This is a genomic window from Methylosoma difficile (assembly GCF_054657615.1).
Genome location: NZ_BAAHYJ010000005.1, coordinates 66,022 through 86,822 on the forward strand (window position 1 = coordinate 66,022; position 20,801 = coordinate 86,822).

Here is a 20,801-nt window from a genome sequence, read left to right on the forward strand (position 1 = left end):
ACTTGCACTTACTGTTTCTTAATGATTACGCTCGATGATGTAAAGCGACAAATCACGCAACAATTGGGCTTCTTCGCCAAATGCGCCTAAGTTGTCCATAGCCATTTCGTGCAGTTCACGGGCTTTTTGTTTGGCGCCTGCCATCCCTAATAAAGCCGGATAGGTGGGTTTGTTGTTATCTTTATCTTTGCCTTGCGTTTTGCCCAACGTTGCGGTGTCGCTTTCTTCGTCCAAAATGTCGTCTTTAACTTGGAACGACAGGCCAATGCACTTGGCATAATGGTCAAGTTGGCTGGCAACGGCAGGGTCAATGTCGGCTTTGGCGAGTGCCGCCAAGTTGACGCTGGCGCGGATCAGCGCACCGGTTTTGTGGATGTGCATGTTTTCCAGTTCGGGCAAGTTGAGTTGTCTGCCGACTGATTCCAAGTCAATGGCCTGACCGCCGACCATGCCTTGTGAGCCGCAGGCTCTTGACAAGGTGGTTATCATTTTTAGGCGCGTTTCAGCGTTGGTGGTGATGCTGGGGTCGTGCGCCAAAGTCTCAAATGCCAGAGCTTGTAAGGCATCACCTGCCAAAATGGCGGTGGCTTCGTCAAAGGCGACATGGCAGGTGGCTTTGCCACGGCGCAAGTCGTCATCGTCCATGGCGGGCAGGTCATCGTGGATGAGCGAATAAACATGGATGAACTCAACCGCACAAGCCAAGCCGTCAAGGTTGTCAGGATTTAACCCCAAGGTTTTGCCAGTGCAGTAGGTGAGCATGGGACGCATACGTTTGCCGCCATCTAAGGTGCTGTAACGCATGGCTTGGTGCAGTTTTTGCGGCAGGATATGGGCGACGGGTAGGCGTTGGTCTAAGGCAGTTTCGACGCGGTTTTGGCAAAAACTTAAGTATTCTTTTAAGGCGTTACTCATCGGTAAAGGACTCCAGGCTTTGATTGCCGTTTTGTTCGGTAAGGATTTGGATTTTTTGCTCGGCTTCTTGCAGTGCTTTTTGGCAGGTGCGGGTCAGGTTGACACCGTGTTCAAAAGATTTGAGCGACTCTTCCAGTGAGATGTCGCCTTGTTCAAGCTTGGAAACCAGTTGTTCCAATTCTGCAAGCGAGTCTTCAAAGGTAGAGGTTTTCTTTCTTGCCATGTCATTCATTCTGTTGTGCTGATTAAGCAGCGATTATATATGAAATTGCTGCTTAAGTGGGTGCAAACGGAATGTTGTCGCCACTCCAAACAGACATGGCGTTACAGGGTGGCGGAGGTTTTACAGCCCGCTATCCAGCTCGCGTCCGCTGGCTAATTTGATGTGGTGGGGTTCCCAGACAACTTCGAAGCGTTCACCGTTGTCTGTCAGGAAAGCTTGTTGTTCAGCAGAAATACGTGTGCTGCCACAGACGATTTCCTTTTCGCTATTGGGTGATAATTCTTCTTTGTGTTCTAGCCAGCAAATATTCATGGGCAGAGGCGATTCTTTATCGTTTGCGTGTATCGAGCCGGTAAATTCACTAATGGTTTCATCGCTTAGGTTTTGTAATAAAAGATAGACGACAAAAACAGGGGTTTTGTCGCTGGTGGCGGTTTCTTGGTAGGGCTGATGGTAGTAGAGGGCGGCGTATTCATCTTTACCAACAATGTCCGCTTTGATTAAGTTGATATTGAGGGTATTCAGCAACGGGTCTAAACGGGCTTGCCGTTGGGCTTTAAGTGCGTCTGTTTTGGCTTGGTCGGCGACCATTTTTTTTTGCCATTCCTGCTCCAATTTGATGGCTTCGCCGAATGTGCGGGCTGTAAACGGTGCATCTGGGTCTGCCATGTTGGGCGGTAAGAATTGTCCGTTACTGCGTTTGGCATAGGCTTCGACCTGTTTGCGGTCTTCCGTTGAAAGCCGTGCCAACTGGTCTTCCACGCTTGACAGATCCGGGCTGGTAGACGGCAATTTTGCGTTGTAAGGGTCAAGCTTATAGATGGATAGCGCCACTAAAACGATCAGGATTGGGATGAACTTAAGCATAAATTGTACTTATTGGTTGAAATCTTTAGTTGCCAATGACAAGTCGCCATCGGGTTGTCTGCCAACACCAATTTTTGTGGCAATCACTTTACTGGAGGCGCTCAAGGCGCTGCTATGGTCGCTATCGGCAACGGCAATACAATTAAGCAAGGCATTGTCTGCGGATGCGCAGAGCGCGTTCATGTCGGTACTGTTGTTGGTTCCCGAAGTCCCTTCAATAATAAAAGTGGGTTGGGATACGTCGGCTAACCAATGGATGGGCGAGCGTAGTTTTAACTCCATAGGATCATAATCGGAAAATTGAATGCCAGCGACAGATGCCGGATAGCTGTCAGCACTGGCAACAGGCCCTATGGAGAAGACGGCTTTAAAGCGGGGTTTCATCGCAGCGGTCAGTAAAGCTAAGGTAGCGCCGGTATCGTGTCCGCCCAAATAGATGTGTTCGGGGTCTACATAATCCATATCCGCTAACTGGTCGGCAGCCGCCAGAACATCGTCGATTTCACCTAATAAAAATTCCTTGCTGCCGTCGTTATTGCCGTTACCGCCCCGGAGCGTGGGGAAATACAGGATGACGCCTGCCGATTTGAAGTCTTGTACCAGCGCGTCATAGTTTTCTTTGCCCGCTGTCCAAAAATCGGTGGGGGAGTTGCTGTCGTCGCCTTTCAGCCAGATAATCGCCGGGTGGCGGTTGCCGGTTTTTGGTGAAGGTGAGATAAACCCAGGTAGCCAAGGATGGTGAGGGTATTTGTAATCGGTGCGAATAAAGAGTTCGGACGGCGGGTTGGGGAGCGGTTGTGTTTGGGTATTTTTGATTTTGATAGCGGTTTCAAAACCGTGCCGAGCTTGTGCTAACGCGGATTCGCCCGCCACTGCCAGCTGGATGCGCTGTTCATCGAGCATTTCATTGCGCTCTTCTTGCTGTTGCTTTATTTCGGCATTGACTTCATCAAAAGATTTTTTATCGATGCAATCATATTGTCTATTGATTTGATAGCCTTTGGTTTGGGCTTCTTCAATTGCCGCCACGTTGTTGGTTAATGGCGGTCCGGCACAGATTGTGGGGTCGTAGTTGAGGTTGGATGAACCTGACGAAGGCATGGCTGCCCGGACAATCAACCACACCAAGAAAGGCACAAAACCAAGGCCGATTTTTTTAAACGGTATGGCGGATTTTGCTTCGTTTTGTTGGCTAGGCATTGAGGCGGCATAGCCATGCCAGACGGCATTGCCAATGGCGGCTTTTTCTTGGGCGACTTGTTTTTGGTGATGTTCAAGCGCAGCCAAAAAGTGGTCGGATTTTTCCAGTTCTTCATACAAACGGTTGACGGCTGACAATTCCTCTGGCTTGACAGGCCATTCAGCCGGTTGAGAAAAGCCGTTTTTCTTTGCTAATTTTAATAATGCCAGCGCGGCTATCGGGTCTTTCGTGACGCATTGCCCAGATGCAAACAGGCAGGCCAATTGATATTGGGCATGGGCGTGGTGTTGTGCGGCAGCGAGACGGAATAGCTTTAAGGTCAGCAAGTCGTTTTTTGGAACTTCTTGGCCTTGCTGGTGCAACATTGCCAAGCGGTATTGGGCTTCCGCCAAGCCTTGGTCTGCTGCAGATTTCAACCAGGTGCGTGCGGTTTTTAGATTGCTTTCGATGCCCAGACCTAATCTGAACCTTTCCGCCAATTCCAATTGTGCATCTGCGTTGCCTTCATGGGCGGCCCGTATGACGTCTTCCAGTGGCAGTGCTGAAGGCCCAAGTTCTGACTGTAGCTTTTGCAAGGCCAACTTCGATTTTTCCAAGCCACTACCTGCCGCTTGTGAATACCACGCCAGTGCTTGGTGCGTGTCTTTTTCTGTCTGTAAGCCCTGCTCGTACATCTGCGCCAAGTTGTGCTGGGCTGGCGCGAACCCGCTTTGCGCCGACCGGAATTGCCATTCAAGCGCTTTCTGTTTGTCTTGGCTAACGCCTTGGCCTTCGTAATACATTTTGGCGACCAAAAATTGCGCCACTTCATGCCCACGGTTGGCGACCGTTTCCAATAAAGCCAAAGCTTGGGGATAATCGCCATTTTTTAGGGCGGTTTCGCCTTGTTGGAATAGTTCGTCTTGAGATTGGATAGCAGATTGTAAGGTGCTTGAGAAATTCCCGCCTGAAGCCATGGCGGTTTCCAGTGCCATACCTTGTTCAATTAATGCTGAAGATAGCCGATCGGCAACTTCGTCCAGACGGTTTTGAGGATGGGTTTGTTGTGTCGAAGCCCGTCTCAGCAAAGCATAGGCAATTAAATGGTCTTGCCTCATTCCGTAACCGTAATAAAACATCAGGCCTAGATGATATTGGGCGGCATCATTGCCTGTATCGGCGAGCGCCATCAATTCTTGTAAGGCGAGCGGGTAATCTTTTTGGTAGTAGGCATTTAAGCCTTTCATGCAATAGCTGGCATTGTTATGGGTGATGATGGCGCCATCGGCAAAATACACCTCTTTGTTTTGCTCATCCGTCACATTCAACCCTAAGCTGATGGCTTGCGTGATAACAAAAGGCTTGGTTTCTTCGAGCAAGTTAAGTTGGAGTGCCAGCTGCCAAGCTGCCATTTTCGGTTCTGGCAGGGTTTGTGAATAAGGCCACATGCTGAGGCTTAAGGCATCGCGAAAGTTTGTATCGGCAACAAACGCCAGAGTCGGATAACGGTTTGCCAATATTTCGCCGAGCGCCAAAAAAACCGACAGTGTATTCAGGTCGATAGGCTGGTCTTTTAGCGGCTCTAATTGTTGCGCGGCTTCTTCCCATGTTAGCCGGTTAGCGGGGTTGGGTTGCGCTGGCCATAGATGGATGAGATGGCTCATGTTGGGTTTCCTTTGATTGAGGTCGGAGCTTGCTTTAATGGATCAACAGCAAGATATTGACGATATTCCACAAAGGTTAGCAGCCTGTGACCCTTTCACTTGAATATCGCTTAAAAACGTTTGCCACAGAAAAATAACACAAAGTTATTTTAGCTACATTATTGGTTTTACCCAGTATTGATGATGGCGAATTCATTTCCGAATGCTTGGGTATGAATTTAAGTTGATGTTTATTAGTAATTTGCTCTTACCGTTAGTGTCAGTAGAGAGTAAAATTTCGTCGGTTACGGCTTGCTAAAATAGCAAAACAAGGAATAAGCCTAATTTAGGGAAAGCCCCAAAAACATAACAACAAAAAATAATAATAATGAGGAGGTACCCACATGATAAATGTGGCTGATGAAGATTATCTAAAAACGGATCGTTCGGCTTTGTTCAGTGAGCTGACTGAGCAGTTAAAGCCCTACCATTGCTTTGAAAAGCAACCCATGTATTACATGAGCCGTTTTGCCGGCTACGTGGCAATCCATATCCTTATGCTGGTGTTGATCGGCATGACCTCTAACCCTTTCTTGTGTTTGCTGCTGCTGTCCGTTGATGCGATCTACATTTTGCGCATCGGTTTTATTGGCCACGACTTGGCGCACGGATCGGTCAAAAATACCTCCTTCTACCGCGACTATTTAGGCGAGTTTGTCTGGTGTTTTTTTTTAGGCTTAAGTAAAGAGTTCTGGGACAGCAAACACAGTTTGCACCATAAATTCACCAATATTGCTGCCGCCGTCAACGGTGATCCTGATATTGAAACGCCACCTTTTGTTTTAGGTGATTTGCAGCCGCAGCCCAAATCATTTTTGGGAGCGGTGATTACCAAATACCAACATATTTTTTATTGGATGGCTCTCAGCTTATTGGTGGTGGGCCTGACGGTCGAAAGCTTTATTTTTGTTGCGACCCAGACCTTTAAAAACCGCCCTTTTCCGCTGAAAAGCCCTAAGTCAGTCGTATTTTTACTGATTTTTACCGGCTACTTCGCCAACAATTTTGCGCTGTTTTTGGCTAAACCGTTGTGGTTGGGTTTTTTGCTGTTGGCTTATAAATATTTGGTGACGGGGTTTGTCATCGGGTTTGTGTTTGCTTTAAACCATGTCGGCTTGCCTGTCGTTTCCGGCACATACCCGATTGATCGTTTAACGTTACAAACCTACACCACGCGTAATGTCAATGGTCGTTTTGGACGCTGGTTCTGGGGGGTTTTGGCCTATCAGACCGAACATCACTTGTGGCCTGCGATTTCTTGGCACAAGCTGCCGGAAGCGGCGGCGGTGACGCGTGAGTTCTGCCAAAAGCATGGCATCATTTATAACGAAGAAACGCCACAGCAGTGCTTTATTGATTCCGTTGCATCGTTAAAGAAACTGGGACGCCCTTTGGATTGAATACGGGTTATCTCTGGTTGCAAATCTAAAGCTTATTCGAAGAAGGGCAGGCCAGTTGTTTGAAAAGTGTAGAAACCCCCACAAAGAAAAACGGATGCTTAAAGCATCCGTTTTGGGGAAACCATAACTGGCTATGGTTTGCAGTCGCTTCGGGATAAGTGAGTTTATCCGGAAGGAAAGAGTGGCTAGTGTTGCGCTAGACCGAATTAATGGTGATACGCTGTTTCTCCGTGTTCGGAAATATCGAGGCCTTCGCGTTCAACTTCTTCAGAGACGCGCAGTCCGATAAGCATATCGACAAGTTTAAATGCAATGACAGAAACCAATCCGGACCAAACCAACGCAGTGCCTACGCCCCATGCTTGGCTAATCAATTGAGTACTCATGCTGTATTCGGCAACGCCGTTAGATACATAGTCCCACACGCCTGTACCACCCAAAGATGGGCTGGCAACAACCGCTGTGCCTAAGGCACCGATGATTCCGCCAACGCCGTGTACGCCGAAGGCATCCAATGAGTCGTCATAACCCAGCATGCTTTTCATGCCGGTGACTGACCAGAAGCATACCGCGCCTACAAACAAACCTAAGAAGATGGAACCCATTGGGCCTGCCCAACCGCAAGCTGGGGTGATGGCAACCAAACCGGCAATCGCGCCAGAAGCAGCACCCAACATGCTAGGTTTGCCGCGCATCAACCATTCTGCTGCCATCCAAGCCAATGTGGCTGCCGCGCTAGCCAACAAGGTATTAATGAAAACCAAAGCAGCCAAGCCGTTCGCTTCTAAGTTAGAACCCACGTTAAAGCCAAACCAGCCCACCCACAATAAAGAGGCGCCGATCATCGTCATTGTCACGCTGTGTGGTGCCAATGATTCTTTTTTAAAGCCAATACGTTTGCCGACCATAATACAGCCGATCAAGCCTGCAATACCGGCATTGATATGTACGACGGTGCCGCCTGCAAAATCCAGGGCGCCTTTTTGGAACAAGAAACCGGCAGTGGCGGCAGCTTTTTCTGCAGCGGCTGCATCGGTGTAAGCATCAGGGCCTGCCCAATACCAAACCATATGCGCCATTGGCAGATAGGCAAAGGTGAACCAGATCAGCATGAACAATAGGATGGCAGAGAATTTAACCCGCTCAGCAAAAGAACCAATAATTAACGCTGGGGTAATTGCTGCGAATGTCAGCTGGAAGGCCACGTAAATGTATTCTGGAACATACACGCCTTTGCTGAACGTTGCCGCCAGCGAGTCTGGGGTAATGCCCGCCAGGAACAATTTGCTGAATCCACCAAAGAAAGGTGTGCCTTCGGTAAACGCTACGCTGTAACCGTAGACGGCCCAAAGAATCGCCATCATTGAGAAGATAACAAAGACTTGCATTAAGATAGACAGCATGTTTTTGGCGCGTACCATGCCGCCGTAAAACAAGGCCAAGCCTGGGATAACCATTAGGATAACCAAAACGGTGGCGACAATCATCCAAGCCATATCGCCTTTGTTCATGGTCATGACCGGTGCGGCGGCTGCCGCCGCTTCTTCCGCATTGGCTAGCCCTGTCAAACCGAAAAGAGCCAAAAGAGCAAAAATGTTGAGTAGTTGTTTCATGTATTCCCCCTGAATAATTACAGTGCTTCGTCGCCGGTTTCGCCGGTACGGATACGCACTACCTGTTCCAAATTGGTGACAAAAATTTTGCCGTCGCCAATTTTGCCGGTGTTTGCGGCTTTGGTGATGGCTTCTACAGCTTTATCCACCAAGGCTTCGCCGACGGCGACTTCAATTTTGGCTTTGGGCAGAAAATCGACAACATATTCAGCGCCGCGATAAAGTTCAGTGTGGCCTTTTTGCCGACCGAAACCTTTCACCTCGGTGACGGTTACGCCCGATACGCCCACTTCTGAAAGTGCCTCGCGGACATCATCCAGTTTAAAGGGTTTGACAATAGCGGTTATTAGTTTCATTGGTTCCTCTTTTGTGAATTAATGACTCGTGTTTACTAAAGCACGGAGTATGCCAATTTAAAAATAACGGCGATGCCTATATTGCTTAAGCAAAGGCAGATTGGTAAAGAAATTTTTGCACCAAAATATATCAAATCAGGTGTTTTTGTGTGGTTGTGGTGCGCTTGGGTCTGAAAAGCTAGATTGGATAAGGGCTTGCTGGTGGTTTTGATTGGATTTTTCTGGAAATGAAGCTTATTGTCTGGGTATGGTTTGTGTCTGTTTTGGTGGGCAAATTTAAGGCAAAAAAAATGCGCCCGAAGGCGCATTTTTATTAGCGGAGCTTAGCTGGTATGCCAGCTAATTCTCATGCTTTTTTAGAACGTGACAGTAAAGTCTGTTGAGAACAACACTTGGTCGGTAGTTGACTTGCTGCCAGAAGTGAATGGGCTGTAGCCATTTGAATCTTCAACCCAGTCATAACGCACGTTTGGACGCAAGCTCAACCAAGTTTTTGGTTTCCAGGTAACGCCAGCGGTAATTTGGTAGTAAGTGGCTGGTGCGCAAGTTGCCAAGAAGTTGCCAGCAGCTGCGTAGCTGAAGCCTTTGTTGTCTGTTGCAGCGGCAACCCTACCAGGAGAGCAAACTCTTAAGCCGTTTTGGTCACGGAACCATTCTGCACGAAGGCCAGCAACAACTGTGTCGCTTACGTCATAGTACAAATGTGAGTTGATGCCATACCATGAAGCATCTACTGAATTTGGCGTCAGAGTTGTGAAGTTGAATGTGCTATCAGCAAAACCGTGGTCATGTTGTAAGACGAAGTGGGTTTTTGGTGTGATGTTGTGTTTTAAGACAATGCTGTACAAAGCCCAAGTGGCGTTGCTGGTTTCTGACGTGTCGCCATAGGTGCCGGCAATGTTCAAAGAAGTGTCTTTGTCGTTGCTTGTCCAAGTCGTACCCATCAAGCCAGACCAGTTGCCCATTTGTCTGTCCCAGCCGCCATCCCAGCCGCCAGTCGCGCTGCCTGTTGTCAAGCCGCCCATAAACGCCCAGTTGTCATTTAGAGTGTAGTTACCCATAATGCCTGTGTGTGTAAATGGTTCGCCATATTGCATGGTGTAAGCATGGGTGTAGAAGAAGTTGTCCGGTGCAGGAACTGTTTCATAGCCAATCGGTGTATAGAAGTGACCGATTTTTAGGTTTAAGCCGTTGCCAACAGGTACGTAAGTTTCCAAATAGGCTTGTGGTAACGCCAAGTCATAGAAGCGGTTGCTGTTGCTGCCGAGGAAGTCCAAATCCCAGTTGTTTCTTTGCAGAGCTTGTCCGGTATTGACGTCAAATGCTGGAACGCCATAGGCTTGGGTAAAGATTGAGTCAGAGCCGTACATAATGTCAAAGCGTCCGCCGAAATCCCAAGAGCTGCCCTCTGCAGCAACTGCTTTCTGAATGTATAAATTCAATTGGTTCAATTGGAATTCGCTAGCACGGTCAGCAAAAGTGACGGGGCCGTTGAAGCGGTTGTCTGGTTCATTGTCGTTATATGTGATACCGCCATTTGCCCATGCACCCACCTTAACATCGAAGTGATCAAATACTTTTTCGGTTTCTTTGAACAGTCCTTCGGCGTTTGCAGAAGTTGCCATGCCCATTGATAAGATGCTTCCAGCCGTGACTAGCAAAAGCTGGTTTTTGCGGTTTGCATTATTTTTCATTTTTAGTTTCCCCATAGGATTAAATGATAGCTTGTTGTCAAAAAACAACCATTTATAGATGATTTCATCTTTGTTGTGTTGTAAAAACAACTGTTTTTTGACACGCACTAATCGTACCACAAACTTGTTTTAAATAAAAACAACAATTTATGCTGTTTTTATAAACTGGGTATAAGGTATTTTTGCACCAAGATAACGCGAATTATGTGAGTTAATGCCAAAATTAAGTGCGTTGCCTGTTGTTTTTTTGAAACATTGCGCGCAGGTGGTATTTGATTTGAGTGAATAAAAAGCTAATAAAGCCTATTTAATGGCTTTTATTGTTGTTAGCCCACAAAGATTGGGTTTTATGGTACACGTGTTGATATTGGGCGTGGTTGGTAAGGCAACGTTTCATTGGAATTTTCGTTAAGAATCACTTTTAAGCCAACAGGCACGATTATTTACTTTTAAAGCTGATTTTTTGCCATATACATAATGGTTTGTGAAAAAAGTCGGCGGCTAAAAATGGCTTTTGGGCAAGCGGCAAGCGCCTTGGCAAGCTCTTTGTGTCGGTATTTTTTTGTTGGCTAAGGCTGCAAAAAAAATGTATTGTTACGTTGTTAGCAATAACACTGATTTCATAATAGAGGAGATAATAAATGTCAGTAGAAAACGTACTTAAAATGATCGAAGAAAACGACGTCAAATTCGTTGATTTCCGTTTTTGCGATACCCGAGGCAAAGAGCAGCACGTTACTTTCCCTGCTCACACTATAGATGAAGGCACTTTTGAAGATGGCAACATGTTTGATGGTTCTTCAATCGCTGGTTGGAAACACATCAACGAATCAGACATGATCCTGATGCCTGATCCAAGCACGGCTGTGATGGATCCCTTCTACGATGAAAACACGTTAATCATCCGTTGCGACATCATCGAACCCAAAAACATGCAAGGCTACGAACGTGACCCACGTTCTTTGGCAAAACGCGCTGAAGCTTACTTACAATCCACCGGCATTGCCGACACCGCGTTCTTTGGCCCTGAAAACGAATTCTTCATCTTCGACGACATCCGTTGGGGTGTGGACATGAGCGGCAGCTTCTTCAAAATCGATTCTGAAGAAGCGGGTTGGAACTCTGAAAAAGTTTATGAAGATGGCAACATCGGTCACCGCCCAGGCGTTAAAGGCGGTTACTTCCCCGTACCACCGGTTGATTCATTCCAAGACATGCGTTCTGCCATGTGTTTAACATTAGAACAAATGGGTATGATGACTGAAGTTCACCACCACGAAGTGGCGACTGCGGGCCAATGTGAAATCGGTGTTAAATTTAACACTTTGGTTAAAAAAGCTGACGAAGTATTGGGCTTGAAATATGTGGTTGCCAACATTGCCCACGCTTACGGCAAAACAGCGACTTTCATGCCAAAACCGATGGTTGGCGACAACGGTTCCGGTATGCATGTTCACCAATCGTTAGCGAAAGATGGCGTTAACCTGTTCTCTGGCGACTTGTACGGCGGCTTGTCTGAAACAGCGTTGTACTACATCGGTGGCATCATCAAACACGCAAAAGCGATCAACGCTTTCGCCAACGCTTCAACCAACAGCTACAAACGTTTGGTTCCAGGCTTTGAAGCCCCAGTTATGTTGGCTTATTCCGCACGTAACCGTTCTGCGTCTATCCGTATTCCTTTCGTTGCCAATCCAAGAGGCCGTCGTATCGAAGTGCGTTTCCCTGACTCCACTGCAAACCCTTACTTGGCGTTCTCTGCCATGTTGATGGCAGGCTTGGATGGCATCCAAAACAAAATCCATCCAGGTGAAGCGATGGACAAAGATTTGTACGACTTGCCACCCGAAGAAGAAAAAGCGATCCCACAAGTTTGCCACGCGCTTGACCAAGCTTTAGAAGCATTGGATAAAGACCGTGAATTCTTGACAAAAGGTGGTGTATTTACTGACGACGTTATCGATGGTTACATCGCGCTAAAAATGCAAGAAGTGACCCGTTTACGTATGAGTACACATCCAGTCGAATACGACATGTACTACAGCTTGTAAGCATCAAAACAGCAATCTTGCTATTGCTAACTAAACGCCCCATAATGGGGCGTTTTTTGTTGGTGCCTTTGCACCAAATTGGCCTTTGATTTCTCTGGGTTGTTGTTCTTCAACCTTCTACAAAAACTGGTCTGCAAATTGCTATTCAATTGCAAAGCCCTTCATTCTGCCTGCGGCATTAAACCTTTCCCATGTACAAACGCATACTAGAGCATCTGAATACTGCGATTTTGCTTTTTAGTCGTGAATTAAAGCTAACTTACATCAACAGTGCGGGTGAAATTTTACTGGCAGATAGTGCCAAACATTTGCGTGGCTGTAGTGCGCAAGAGCTGTTTAAAAGCTCCGACCCTGCTTTTCTGATGAACATTAAGCATTGCTTTAGCATGGAAGAACCTTTGCTCGATAAGGAGCTAACCCTAAACCGCATGAACCAATCGATGACGGTCAATTTCAGCGCAACCCCAATGCTGGACAAAAATAGCGTTAAAGAAGTATTGGTAGAAATGCAGCAAGTCGATAACCATTTGCGTATTTCCAAAGAGGAACAACAGCTTAACCAGCAAAATACGGCACGCTTGCTGGTGCGGGGGTTGGCACACGAAATTAAAAATCCTTTAGGCGGCGTACGCGGCGCGGCACAGTTGTTAGACTTGGAGCTGCAAGATCCTGAATTAAAGGAATACACCCAGATCATCATTGCTGAATCTGACCGTTTGCAAGGCCTGCTGGACAAAATGCTCGGCCCCAATAAACTGCCCAACAAAATTCCGTTGAATATCCACGAAGTGCTGGAGCGCGTCCGCCAATTGGTGCAAGTGGAAGCCAGCAGCAGCCTGATGATTAAATGTGATTACGACCCCAGCATTCCTAATATTAAGGCCGATAAAGATCAGCTCATCCAAGCGATTTTAAATATCACCCGCAATGCCGTCCAAGCCTTAGCCAGCAAAGGCATCATTATTATGAAGACACGCATCCACCGACACCTGACTGTCGGGCGCAAGTTTTACAAATTGGCGGCAAAAATCGACATTATCGACAATGGCCCCGGCATAGACGGTGACATGATTAACCAAATTTTCTACCCCATGGTGACAGGGCGTGCTGAAGGCACAGGACTCGGTTTGTCCATAGCCCAGGCCCTCGTCAACCAACACAACGGTATGATTGAATGCAGTAGTGAACCAGGCAATACCGTCTTTTCAATATTTTTACCCGTGGAGCTGACTGATGAAAAAGCCTGAAACGGTCTGGATCATAGATGACGATAAGTCCATACGCTGGGTGGTGGAAAAGGCTTTGCAAAAAGCCTCCATCATTACCCGCAGTTTTGCCAATGCCAAAGACCTGTTGCTTGCTTTGCAGGAAGACTTGCCCGACGCTCTGCTCACCGACATTCGCATGCCGGGCATGGATGGCTTGGAATTGCTAGGGCGCATCCAAAGTAGCCACCCGCATTTGCCGGTAATCGTCATGACCGCCCATTCCGATTTGGAAAGCGCTGTCTCAGCTTTCCACGGCGGTGCCTTTGAATACCTGCCTAAACCGTTTGACATCAAAGAAGTGGTCGAGTTGGCACATCGCGCCTGCATTCATGGCAGGCAACAACAGGCCGCGCAAAAAGAAACTGCTATCTTGGAAACCGAAAGCTCGCCAGAAATCATCGGTGAAGCACCTGCCATGCAGGAAGTGTTTCGCGCCATAGGCCGCTTGGCGCGTTCGCACATCACCGTTTTAATCAATGGCGAATCCGGCACAGGTAAAGAACTGGTCGCCAAAGCCTTGCATCGCCACAGCCCGCGCGCCAAAAATCCGTTCATCGCCCTTAACATGGCTGCAATCCCTAAAGATTTGATGGAATCCGAGCTGTTCGGACACGAAAAAGGTGCGTTCACCGGTGCCCAGGCTCGGCGTTCAGGCCGCTTTGAACAAGCCAACGGCGGTACGCTGTTTTTGGATGAAATTGGCGACATGCCCGCCGAACTGCAAACCCGCTTGTTGCGCGTGTTGGCGGATGGTGAGTTTTATCCGGTTGGTGGACATGCTTCGATTAAAGTCGATGTCCGCATCATTGCCGCCACCCACCAAAACTTGGAAACCTTGGTCGAACAAGGCCGTTTCCGCGAAGATTTGTTCCATCGCCTTAACGTCATCCGCATCCACATCCCGCCACTGCGCGACCGTAAACAAGACATTCCCTTGTTGCTGAAACATTTTTTGGCACAAGCGGCGATCGAATTAAACTCCGAAACCAAAATATTGAAACCCGAAGCGGAAGCTTTTTTAAGTACGTTGGAATGGCCTGGCAATGTCCGTCAGCTGGAAAACTGCTGCCGCTGGATGACCGTGATGGCTTCAGGCCGCGAAGTGCATTTGTACGACTTGCCGCCCGAACTGCTGAATGCCCCCGCTGAAAAAACCACTGGCGGTGTCGATTGGGAATCCTTGCTCAGAACTTGGGTAGACCAGCAATTGCTTAAAAAAGAAAGCGATGTTGCCAAGCAAACCATTCCTGCCGTGGAATCCATTCTCATCAAAGCTGCCTTAAGCTTCACTCATGGCAAACGCCACGAAGCCGCGATTTTGCTGGGCTACGGTAGAAATACACTGACCCGAAAAATTAAGGAATTGGGCATAGAAGATTAGGATTGCGCTGCACTTAATGCCATGCAGCGCAACTAAAGGGCTGCATATTTGCAAATGCCCGACGTATTTCGGATCAAAATCCCCACAGTATTGCCATCATTGCTTTCCGGTGCGAATGCAGGAAATTTAGCGCAGCTGATAGATCAGTCGGCCTGCTTGGAAGGTATAAGTCACGCGTCCCTTTAATATTTGTTGCCAAAACGGAGTGTTAGTGCCTTGGCTTTGCCAAGTGCTGGCATCCACTTGCCAGAGCAGTTCAGGGTCAAATACGCAGACATCTGCTGAATAGCCTGGCGTTAATGCACCACTGTTCAGACGTAAGATTTCTGCGGGCCGTTGGCTTAGCGCGGCAATGGCGTGCGGCATGTCAATGGCGTGTTGGGCGACCAATTTCAGGGTGAGTGGCAGCAAGGTTTCCAACGAGGAAATGCCGGGTTCGGTTTCCGGAAAAGCCCCTAATTTGGCATCGACATCGTGCGGCTGGTGGTCGGAGCTGATGCAGTTGATGGTGCCGCCCGCTACGCCTTGTCTTAAGAATTGTTTGTCGGCTTCGGTACGCAACGGCGGTAAGACATGATAAGCACTGTCGAACGGGATAATGTCGTTTTCGGTGAGGTGCAGTTGGTGAATGGCAACGTCGGCGCTGATATTGAGGCCGTATTTTTTCGCTTGTTGGATTTTTATCACCGAACGGCGGCTGCTGATTTGTCCAAAATGCACGCGGCAACCGGTGAGTTCAGCCAATTCCAAACAATGCGCCAAAGCGATGGTTTCGGCGGCTTCAGGTATGCCAGGCAAACCGTAGCGTGTGGCGACCTCGCCTTCATGGGCGCAACCTTTGTTGCCCAGCCAATAGTCGTTGGGTTGGCAGATGAACAGCAAATCGTGGCTGGCGGCGTATTCCATGGCGCGGCGCAAGATCAGCAAGTTGGTGATCGGTGCGCGGGCGTTGCTGACGGCAATGCAACCAGCTTGCTTGAGGGCAAGCATGGAGCTGAGTTCGTTGCCTTCCAGTTTTCGGGTTAGGGCAGCTATCGGTAAGATTTGCGGGTAGTCGGCCTTGTCTGCCAATTCTTTAATCAGCTCAGCAACGGCGGGTGTGTCGATGACCGGTTTGGTGTCCGGTTGCAGGCATAGTGTGGTGATGCCTGCACTGGCGGCGGCGCGGGCTTCGCTTTTAAAGGTGGCTTTGCGGCTTTGTCCGGGTTCGCGCAAACGAGTGCTGAGGTCAATAAAGCCAGGGCAGACGATTTGTCCGCTAGCGTCGACGCGCAAGTCGGCTACAAAACCGTCCGGCTCGTTAAAGACGGCGGCAATTTTGCCGTCGGCGATGTACAGCGAGCCTTGCTTGTCGATTTGGTTGGCGGGATCGATGATTCGACCATTTTCAATGATGATCCGCATTAGGCTGACACTCCTTGTTTTTGCATCGCCATGGCCATAATCGCCATGCGTACGGCAATGCCGTTGCTGACTTGTTTAAGAATGACCGATTGTGGGCCATCGGCGACTTTCGAATCAATTTCCACACCTCGGTTGATCGGACCTGGGTGCATGACGATGGCGTCGGGTTTGGCGATTTTAAGTTTGCTTTCGGTCAGGCCAAAGCATTTGAAGTATTCGCTTTCGCTGGGCAGCAGGGCAGAGGTCATGCGTTCTTTTTGCAGGCGCAGCATGATGATGACATCAATGTCTTGCAGGCCGCGTTGCAAGTCGTGGCAAACGCTCACCCCCAGTTTTTCAACATGGGCGGGCAGCAACGTTTTAGGGGCGATGACCCTTACTTCCGCCGCACCGAGAGTGTTGAGGGCTTGAATTTCGGAACGGGCGACGCGCGAATGTAAGATGTCACCAATGATGGCGACTCGTAAGTGGCTAAAATCGCCTTTCATTTGCCGGATGGTGAACATGTCGAGCATGGCTTGCGTGGGGTGGGCGTGTTGTCCGTCGCCAGCGTTGATGACACTGATGTGGGGTGCAACTTGCTGGGCGATGAAATGCGCCGCGCCGCTGATGCCGTGACGGACCACAAACATGTCGACATACATGGCTTCCAGGTTGCGGATGGTGTCGAGCAAGCTTTCGCCTTTGGACGTGGATGAGGTGGCGATGCTCATGCTCAGCACGTCGGCAGACAGGCGGTTGGCGGCAAGTTCGAAGGTGGTGCGTGTGCGCGTGCTGTTTTCAAAGAAGAGGTTGACGATGGATTTGCCGCGCAGCAGGGGGACTTTTTTGACTTGCTGGTCGCTCATGCCGATGAACGATTCGGCGGTGTCGAGGATTTCGGTGAGCAGGTTTTTGTCCAGCCCTTCGATCGTCAGAAAGTGTTTAAGCTTGCCTTCCGAATTGAGTTGTAAGTTTGCAGACATGGTTTAGGTGTGTGTGCTTGCGGTTTCAAGATGGATGGCTAAGGGTTCGGGTCCGGACAGTTTTAGGCGTTGGTCGGCGTTAAGGGTGACGGTGGCGCCGCAGCAATCCGGTTGGAACGGGATTTGTTTGCCGTCCCGTTGCACCAGTACCGCCAACAAGACTTGATTGGGGCGTCCATAATCGAAAATTTCGTTAAGCGCGGCACGGGTGGTGCGTCCAGTGTAGAACACGTCGTCGACCAGAATGATGTCGCGGCCTTCTATTTGCGGCGGCAGTTGGCTGGGTTTGACGTTGGGGTGTACGCCAATCTGCGAAAAGTCGTCTCGGTAAAACGTTATGTCCAATAAGCCCAGGGGTTCGGCAAGTTGTAGGCGTTGGTGCAGTTGTTCGGCAACCCAAACGCCACCGGTGCGGATGCCGATCATCACGGGGTTGTTCAGTTTACGTTGGTTAACGGCTTGTTTTAAGTCGTGTTCCAATTTGTTCATTAATGTGTCAATAGCTAACATCGGTTTATCCTTTTGCCGAAGTGTGGTTCGGGTCGTTCAGCCAGCTTTGCAGGATCAGTTGGGCGGCTAGCTGGTCTTGCACTGCCCATAATTTTGTGGCGTTGACATTCACTTCATCAAATAGCAGTTGTTTGGCTTCGAAGGTTGATAAGGTCTCGTCTTGTTGAAAAACCGGCAAGTTAAAGCGGCCTTCCAGTTGTCGGCAGAATTTTAACATACGCGGCGTCACGGGGTTGTCTGTGCCGTCTTGTTGTCTGGAAATACCGACCACGATACCGGCGGGTTGCCATTCTTGGATAAGTTTGCCGATGGTTGTCCAGTCGGGGGCTTGGTTGATGGCGCGAATGGTCTGCAGCGGGCTGGCGGTGCCGGTGGTGGCTTGTCCGACGGCGGCGCCAATTTTTTTTACGCCAAAGTCAAAACCAAGGTACGTATCGGTGCTGATTTTGGCGAGTAACGGGTCAGGTTTTGCCATTATTTAAGGTTAACTGTGACCTGCTGGGGCGGTCAGTTTGTTGATGTCGATGCCGATTTGGTCGGCGGCTGCGCTCCAGCGTTGGTTGATGGGGGTGTCAAATAGCACTTGTTTGCCATAGGGTGTGTTGAGCCAAGCGTTGTTTTTAAATTCCTTTTCCAATTGGCCTTCGCCCCAGCCGGCGTAGCCAAGGGCAACCAAGTATTTTTCGGGGCCTTGGTCGACGGCGATGGCTTCCAATACATCCCGTGAGGTAGTCAGGGCAATATTGTCGGAAATGGTCATGGAAGCGTTCCAGTTTCCGCAGGGCGTGTGCAGTACAAAGCCGCGGTCTTGTTGTACTGGGCCGCCGGCAAATACCATGGCTTCGGTGGCAGCCAACGAGGTGACGCGGATGTCCATTTGCTTGAAAATTTCACCCAGTTTCATGCCGGTTGGGCGGTTGATGACAATCCCCAGCGCCCCCTCTTTATTGTGTTGGCAGAGGTAGGTGACCGTGTGGGAGAAAATAGGATCCGCCAGGCTGGGCATGGCGATAATAAACTGATTATTTAAGTAATTAGCTTCTTTCATGCGAATATGCCTTATGGTTAAGGATTAATGGGCGGTCATGCCGGAACGGTCAGCAAAACTCCAAGTTCTGGAAATGACCAGTACTTTGAGTTCTTTGGTCAGATCTAAAGGCAAAGGTGGAAAGGGTTCGCTCAGCCTGACGATACGTTTGGCGGCTTCATCCAATGCCGCATTGCCTGAGGATTTGCTAATGCGCAGGCTGTAAATGCTGCCGTCTATGTTAATGCCGACATCCATCGTTAAACTGGCTGAGAAATTTTTCTTCACCGCTTCTTGGGGGTAATTCATGTTGCCGGTGCGTTCCACTTTGCGTTGCCAATCTTGAATGTATTGGGCGGCAACAAATTTGTGTGCGCTGACTTGGTCAACAAACTTGATCTTGGATTGTTCCGCACTTTGTTGGTTGAGGCGGATTTCTGTACCCAGCTGGGTGATTTGCTCTTGCAAGGTTTCTGCGGTGATGCGTGGTCGCAGTTCGGCTTCCTGTTGGTTCAGTATATCTGACTTGGCAGCGGTTTCAATTTTCTTTTCCGCGCGTTGTTGGGTCAGGCGTTTGGTGTCGGTTTTGGGTTGGCTTTGTTCAATGGTGTTTTCGACCAATTCCTTAACCTCGCTGTTGCCTTGATGGGCAATTTTTTTTGGCGGAGGCTGAAGCTTTTTGGCTTGTTCGCCAGCGCCTGTTTGGTTGTCTTGCGCCAAGTGTTTGGCAATTTTGGGAGCTTTAAGAGCGGGCGAGTCGATGAGGGTGATGTCTATCGAGTGGCTTGCTTTAGGGGGGCGGGGCAGCGTGAAGTTAACCCCTAAAATAACCATAATATGAACAATTGCTGCGATAAATAGTGTTATCAGCAGCGAGTCTTTGTCGGAAATGTTTGAACTGGGATCAAAGCTGGTTGTTCTTGCCATTTTGTTTGAGCGCATGGTCGATTTGATCCAATAAGAGTCCGCAAATATTGAGTCCAAATTGGCGATCCAGTTCCTGAACACAAGTGGGGCTGGTGACGTTGATTTCTGTCAAGGTGTCGCCGATGACATCTAAGCCGACGAACATCAGGCCTTTGGCTTTTAGTGTGGGGCCGACTTGTTGGGCAATCCAGCGGTCACATTCGGTGAGCGGGCGGCCTTCGGCGCGCCCGCCCGCCGCCAAGTTGCCGCGTGATTCGCCTTGCGCAGGGATGCGCGCCAGCGCGTAAGGCACCGGTTCGCCGTTTATCATCAGTATGCGCTTGTCGCCATCTTTAATGGCAGGCAGGTATTTTTGCGCCATGATTTGTCGGCTATTGAAAGCGGTCATGGTTTCTAAGATGACGCTGATGTTAGGGTCATCTTGCTTAACGCGGAAAATCGATGCGCCACCCATGCCATCTAAGGGTTTGACGATGATGTCCTGATGTTCGGTAAGAAAGCTTCTGATGCGTTGGGCGTTGCGGGTGACCAGGGTTTCGGTGCAACAATGTGAAAACCAGGCGGTAAAGAGCTTTTCATTGGCGTCGCGCAAAGATTGCGGCTTGTTAACCACCAAAGCACCCAAACTTTCAGCGCGTTCCAACAGGTAAGTGGCGTAAAGGTATTCTTGATCGACAGGCGGATCTTTGCGCATCATGATGACATCAAGCTTATGCAGCGGCAGCTCTTGCTCGTCGATAAAACGATACCAGCCGTTTTCGTTACGTTCGACTTTTAAAGTGCGGGTGCGGGCATAGGCCATGCCGTTGAGCATGTATAAATCACCCAGTTCCATATAGTGCAGTTCAAAGCCGCGGGCTTGGGCTTCCAGCAACATGGCAAAGCTGGTGTCTTTTTTGATTTTGATATGATCGATGGAATCCATAATCATACCGAATTTAACAGGCATGGACGCTCTCTTTTAAGGTTACAAGGCCGTTGATTACATTCATTTTATAGATTGTTATTTACCTTGAAAAGATTTTTTGGTATAAAGTTTGGCTAGCTTTTAAATTTAGGTACATAGTAGAGGTCATCCATGTCCAGAGTCTGTCAAGTAACCGGAAAACATCCGATTACTGGTAATAACGTATCACACGCCAACAACAAAACCAAAAGACGTTTTCTTCCTAACTTGCAACATCACCGCTTTTGGGTAGAAAGCGAAAACCGTTGGGTTCGTCTGCGTGTTTCTGCCAAAGGTATGCGTATCATTGATAAAAAAGGCATCGACGCCGTATTGGCGGATTTGCGTAAAAACGGCGTCAAAGCTTAAGG

Annotated in this window: 19 protein-coding genes; 5 read left to right on the forward strand and 14 right to left on the reverse strand. The window is 48.8% G+C overall.

The window, feature by feature from the left end; genetic code table 11:
- Window positions 1–18: 18 nt before the first annotated feature.
- The 4 genes from ispA to ACYQ1O_RS13765 form a co-directional block, all read right to left on the reverse strand.
- The gene (gene ispA, locus ACYQ1O_RS13750; RefSeq protein WP_459992485.1) at window positions 19–915 is read right to left on the reverse strand and encodes a (2E,6E)-farnesyl diphosphate synthase; all 897 of its coding nucleotides are present in this window, start codon (window positions 913–915) and stop codon (window positions 19–21) included.
- Window positions 908–1,138 carry an exodeoxyribonuclease VII small subunit gene (locus ACYQ1O_RS13755; protein WP_459992843.1) on the reverse strand — a complete coding sequence of 77 codons (231 nt, stop codon included), beginning with the start codon at window positions 1,136–1,138 and terminating at the stop codon, window positions 908–910. The genes ispA and ACYQ1O_RS13755 overlap by 8 nt, the downstream gene beginning before the upstream one ends.
- Window positions 1,139–1,258: 120 nt before the next feature.
- Window positions 1,259–2,005, reverse strand: a complete 747-nt coding sequence (locus ACYQ1O_RS13760; RefSeq protein ID WP_459992486.1) for a hypothetical protein — start codon at window positions 2,003–2,005, stop codon at window positions 1,259–1,261.
- A 9-nt stretch (window positions 2,006–2,014) separates the two neighbouring features.
- Window positions 2,015–4,849: a prolyl oligopeptidase family serine peptidase gene (locus ACYQ1O_RS13765; protein ID WP_459992487.1), complete on the reverse strand. Its 2,835-nt coding sequence runs from the start codon at window positions 4,847–4,849 to the stop codon at window positions 2,015–2,017.
- Window positions 4,850–5,232: 383 nt separating this feature from the next.
- Here ACYQ1O_RS13765 and ACYQ1O_RS13770 point away from each other — a divergent pair, with 383 nt between their 5' ends.
- Window positions 5,233–6,288: a fatty acid desaturase family protein gene (locus tag ACYQ1O_RS13770; RefSeq protein WP_459992489.1), complete on the forward strand. Its 1,056-nt coding sequence runs from the start codon at window positions 5,233–5,235 to the stop codon at window positions 6,286–6,288.
- Between the two features lie 206 nt (window positions 6,289–6,494).
- Here ACYQ1O_RS13770 and ACYQ1O_RS13775 read toward each other — a convergent pair whose 3' ends face one another.
- The 3 genes from ACYQ1O_RS13775 to ACYQ1O_RS13785 form a co-directional block, all read right to left on the reverse strand.
- Window positions 6,495–7,901, reverse strand: a complete 1,407-nt coding sequence (locus ACYQ1O_RS13775) for an ammonium transporter (protein WP_459992491.1) — start codon at window positions 7,899–7,901, stop codon at window positions 6,495–6,497.
- A 17-nt stretch (window positions 7,902–7,918) separates the two neighbouring features.
- Window positions 7,919–8,257 (reverse strand): P-II family nitrogen regulator, encoded by a 339-nt coding sequence (locus tag ACYQ1O_RS13780; protein ID WP_459992493.1) that lies wholly within the window; start codon window positions 8,255–8,257, stop codon window positions 7,919–7,921.
- Between the two features lie 356 nt (window positions 8,258–8,613).
- Complete coding sequence (locus ACYQ1O_RS13785) at window positions 8,614–9,951, reverse strand: porin (RefSeq protein WP_459992494.1); 1,338 nt, start codon at window positions 9,949–9,951, stop codon at window positions 8,614–8,616.
- A gap of 641 nt (window positions 9,952–10,592) precedes the next feature.
- On the opposite strand from ACYQ1O_RS13785, the gene glnA reads away from it, so the two are divergent.
- The 3 genes from glnA (at window position 10,593) to ntrC (ending at window position 14,651) form a co-directional block, all read left to right on the forward strand.
- Window positions 10,593–12,002 carry a glutamate--ammonia ligase gene (glnA, locus tag ACYQ1O_RS13790; RefSeq protein WP_459992496.1) on the forward strand — a complete coding sequence of 470 codons (1,410 nt, stop codon included), beginning with the start codon at window positions 10,593–10,595 and terminating at the stop codon, window positions 12,000–12,002.
- Between the two features lie 191 nt (window positions 12,003–12,193).
- Window positions 12,194–13,249, forward strand: coding sequence for a nitrogen regulation protein NR(II) (gene glnL / locus ACYQ1O_RS13795; protein WP_459992497.1), 1,056 nt, complete (start codon window positions 12,194–12,196; stop codon window positions 13,247–13,249).
- Entirely contained in the window at window positions 13,236–14,651 is a 1,416-nt protein-coding gene (gene ntrC / locus ACYQ1O_RS13800) for a nitrogen regulation protein NR(I) (RefSeq protein WP_459992499.1), read from the forward strand. Before glnL ends, ntrC begins: the two co-directional genes overlap by 14 nt.
- Before the next feature lie 126 nt (window positions 14,652–14,777).
- On the opposite strand, the gene ACYQ1O_RS13805 is transcribed toward ntrC, so the two are convergent.
- From ACYQ1O_RS13805 to gshB, 7 genes are read right to left on the reverse strand one after another with little or no spacing between them, the layout of a single operon-like run.
- Window positions 14,778–16,055 (reverse strand): dihydroorotase, encoded by a 1,278-nt coding sequence (locus tag ACYQ1O_RS13805; RefSeq protein ID WP_459992501.1) that lies wholly within the window; start codon window positions 16,053–16,055, stop codon window positions 14,778–14,780.
- Window positions 16,055–17,020, reverse strand: a complete 966-nt coding sequence (locus ACYQ1O_RS13810) for an aspartate carbamoyltransferase catalytic subunit (RefSeq protein ID WP_459992502.1) — start codon at window positions 17,018–17,020, stop codon at window positions 16,055–16,057. The genes ACYQ1O_RS13805 and ACYQ1O_RS13810 overlap by 1 nt, the downstream gene beginning before the upstream one ends.
- Window positions 17,021–17,023: 3 nt before the next feature.
- Window positions 17,024–17,530: a bifunctional pyr operon transcriptional regulator/uracil phosphoribosyltransferase PyrR gene (gene pyrR, locus ACYQ1O_RS13815; protein ID WP_459992504.1), complete on the reverse strand. Its 507-nt coding sequence runs from the start codon at window positions 17,528–17,530 to the stop codon at window positions 17,024–17,026.
- Between the two features lie 4 nt (window positions 17,531–17,534).
- Entirely contained in the window at window positions 17,535–18,005 is a 471-nt protein-coding gene (gene ruvX / locus ACYQ1O_RS13820) for a Holliday junction resolvase RuvX (protein WP_459992506.1), read from the reverse strand.
- A 9-nt stretch (window positions 18,006–18,014) separates the two neighbouring features.
- Entirely contained in the window at window positions 18,015–18,578 is a 564-nt protein-coding gene (locus tag ACYQ1O_RS13825) for a YqgE/AlgH family protein (RefSeq protein WP_459992508.1), read from the reverse strand.
- A gap of 24 nt (window positions 18,579–18,602) precedes the next feature.
- The gene (gene tolA / locus ACYQ1O_RS13830) at window positions 18,603–19,484 is read right to left on the reverse strand and encodes a cell envelope integrity protein TolA (RefSeq protein ID WP_459992509.1); all 882 of its coding nucleotides are present in this window, start codon (window positions 19,482–19,484) and stop codon (window positions 18,603–18,605) included.
- Window positions 19,462–20,433, reverse strand: coding sequence for a glutathione synthase (gene gshB, locus ACYQ1O_RS13835; protein ID WP_459992511.1), 972 nt, complete (start codon window positions 20,431–20,433; stop codon window positions 19,462–19,464). Before gshB ends, tolA begins: the two co-directional genes overlap by 23 nt.
- 129 nt (window positions 20,434–20,562) lie before the next feature.
- On the opposite strand from gshB, the gene rpmB reads away from it, so the two are divergent.
- Window positions 20,563–20,799: a 50S ribosomal protein L28 gene (gene rpmB, locus ACYQ1O_RS13840; RefSeq protein WP_459992513.1), complete on the forward strand. Its 237-nt coding sequence runs from the start codon at window positions 20,563–20,565 to the stop codon at window positions 20,797–20,799.
- Window positions 20,800–20,801: the final 2 nt, after the last annotated feature.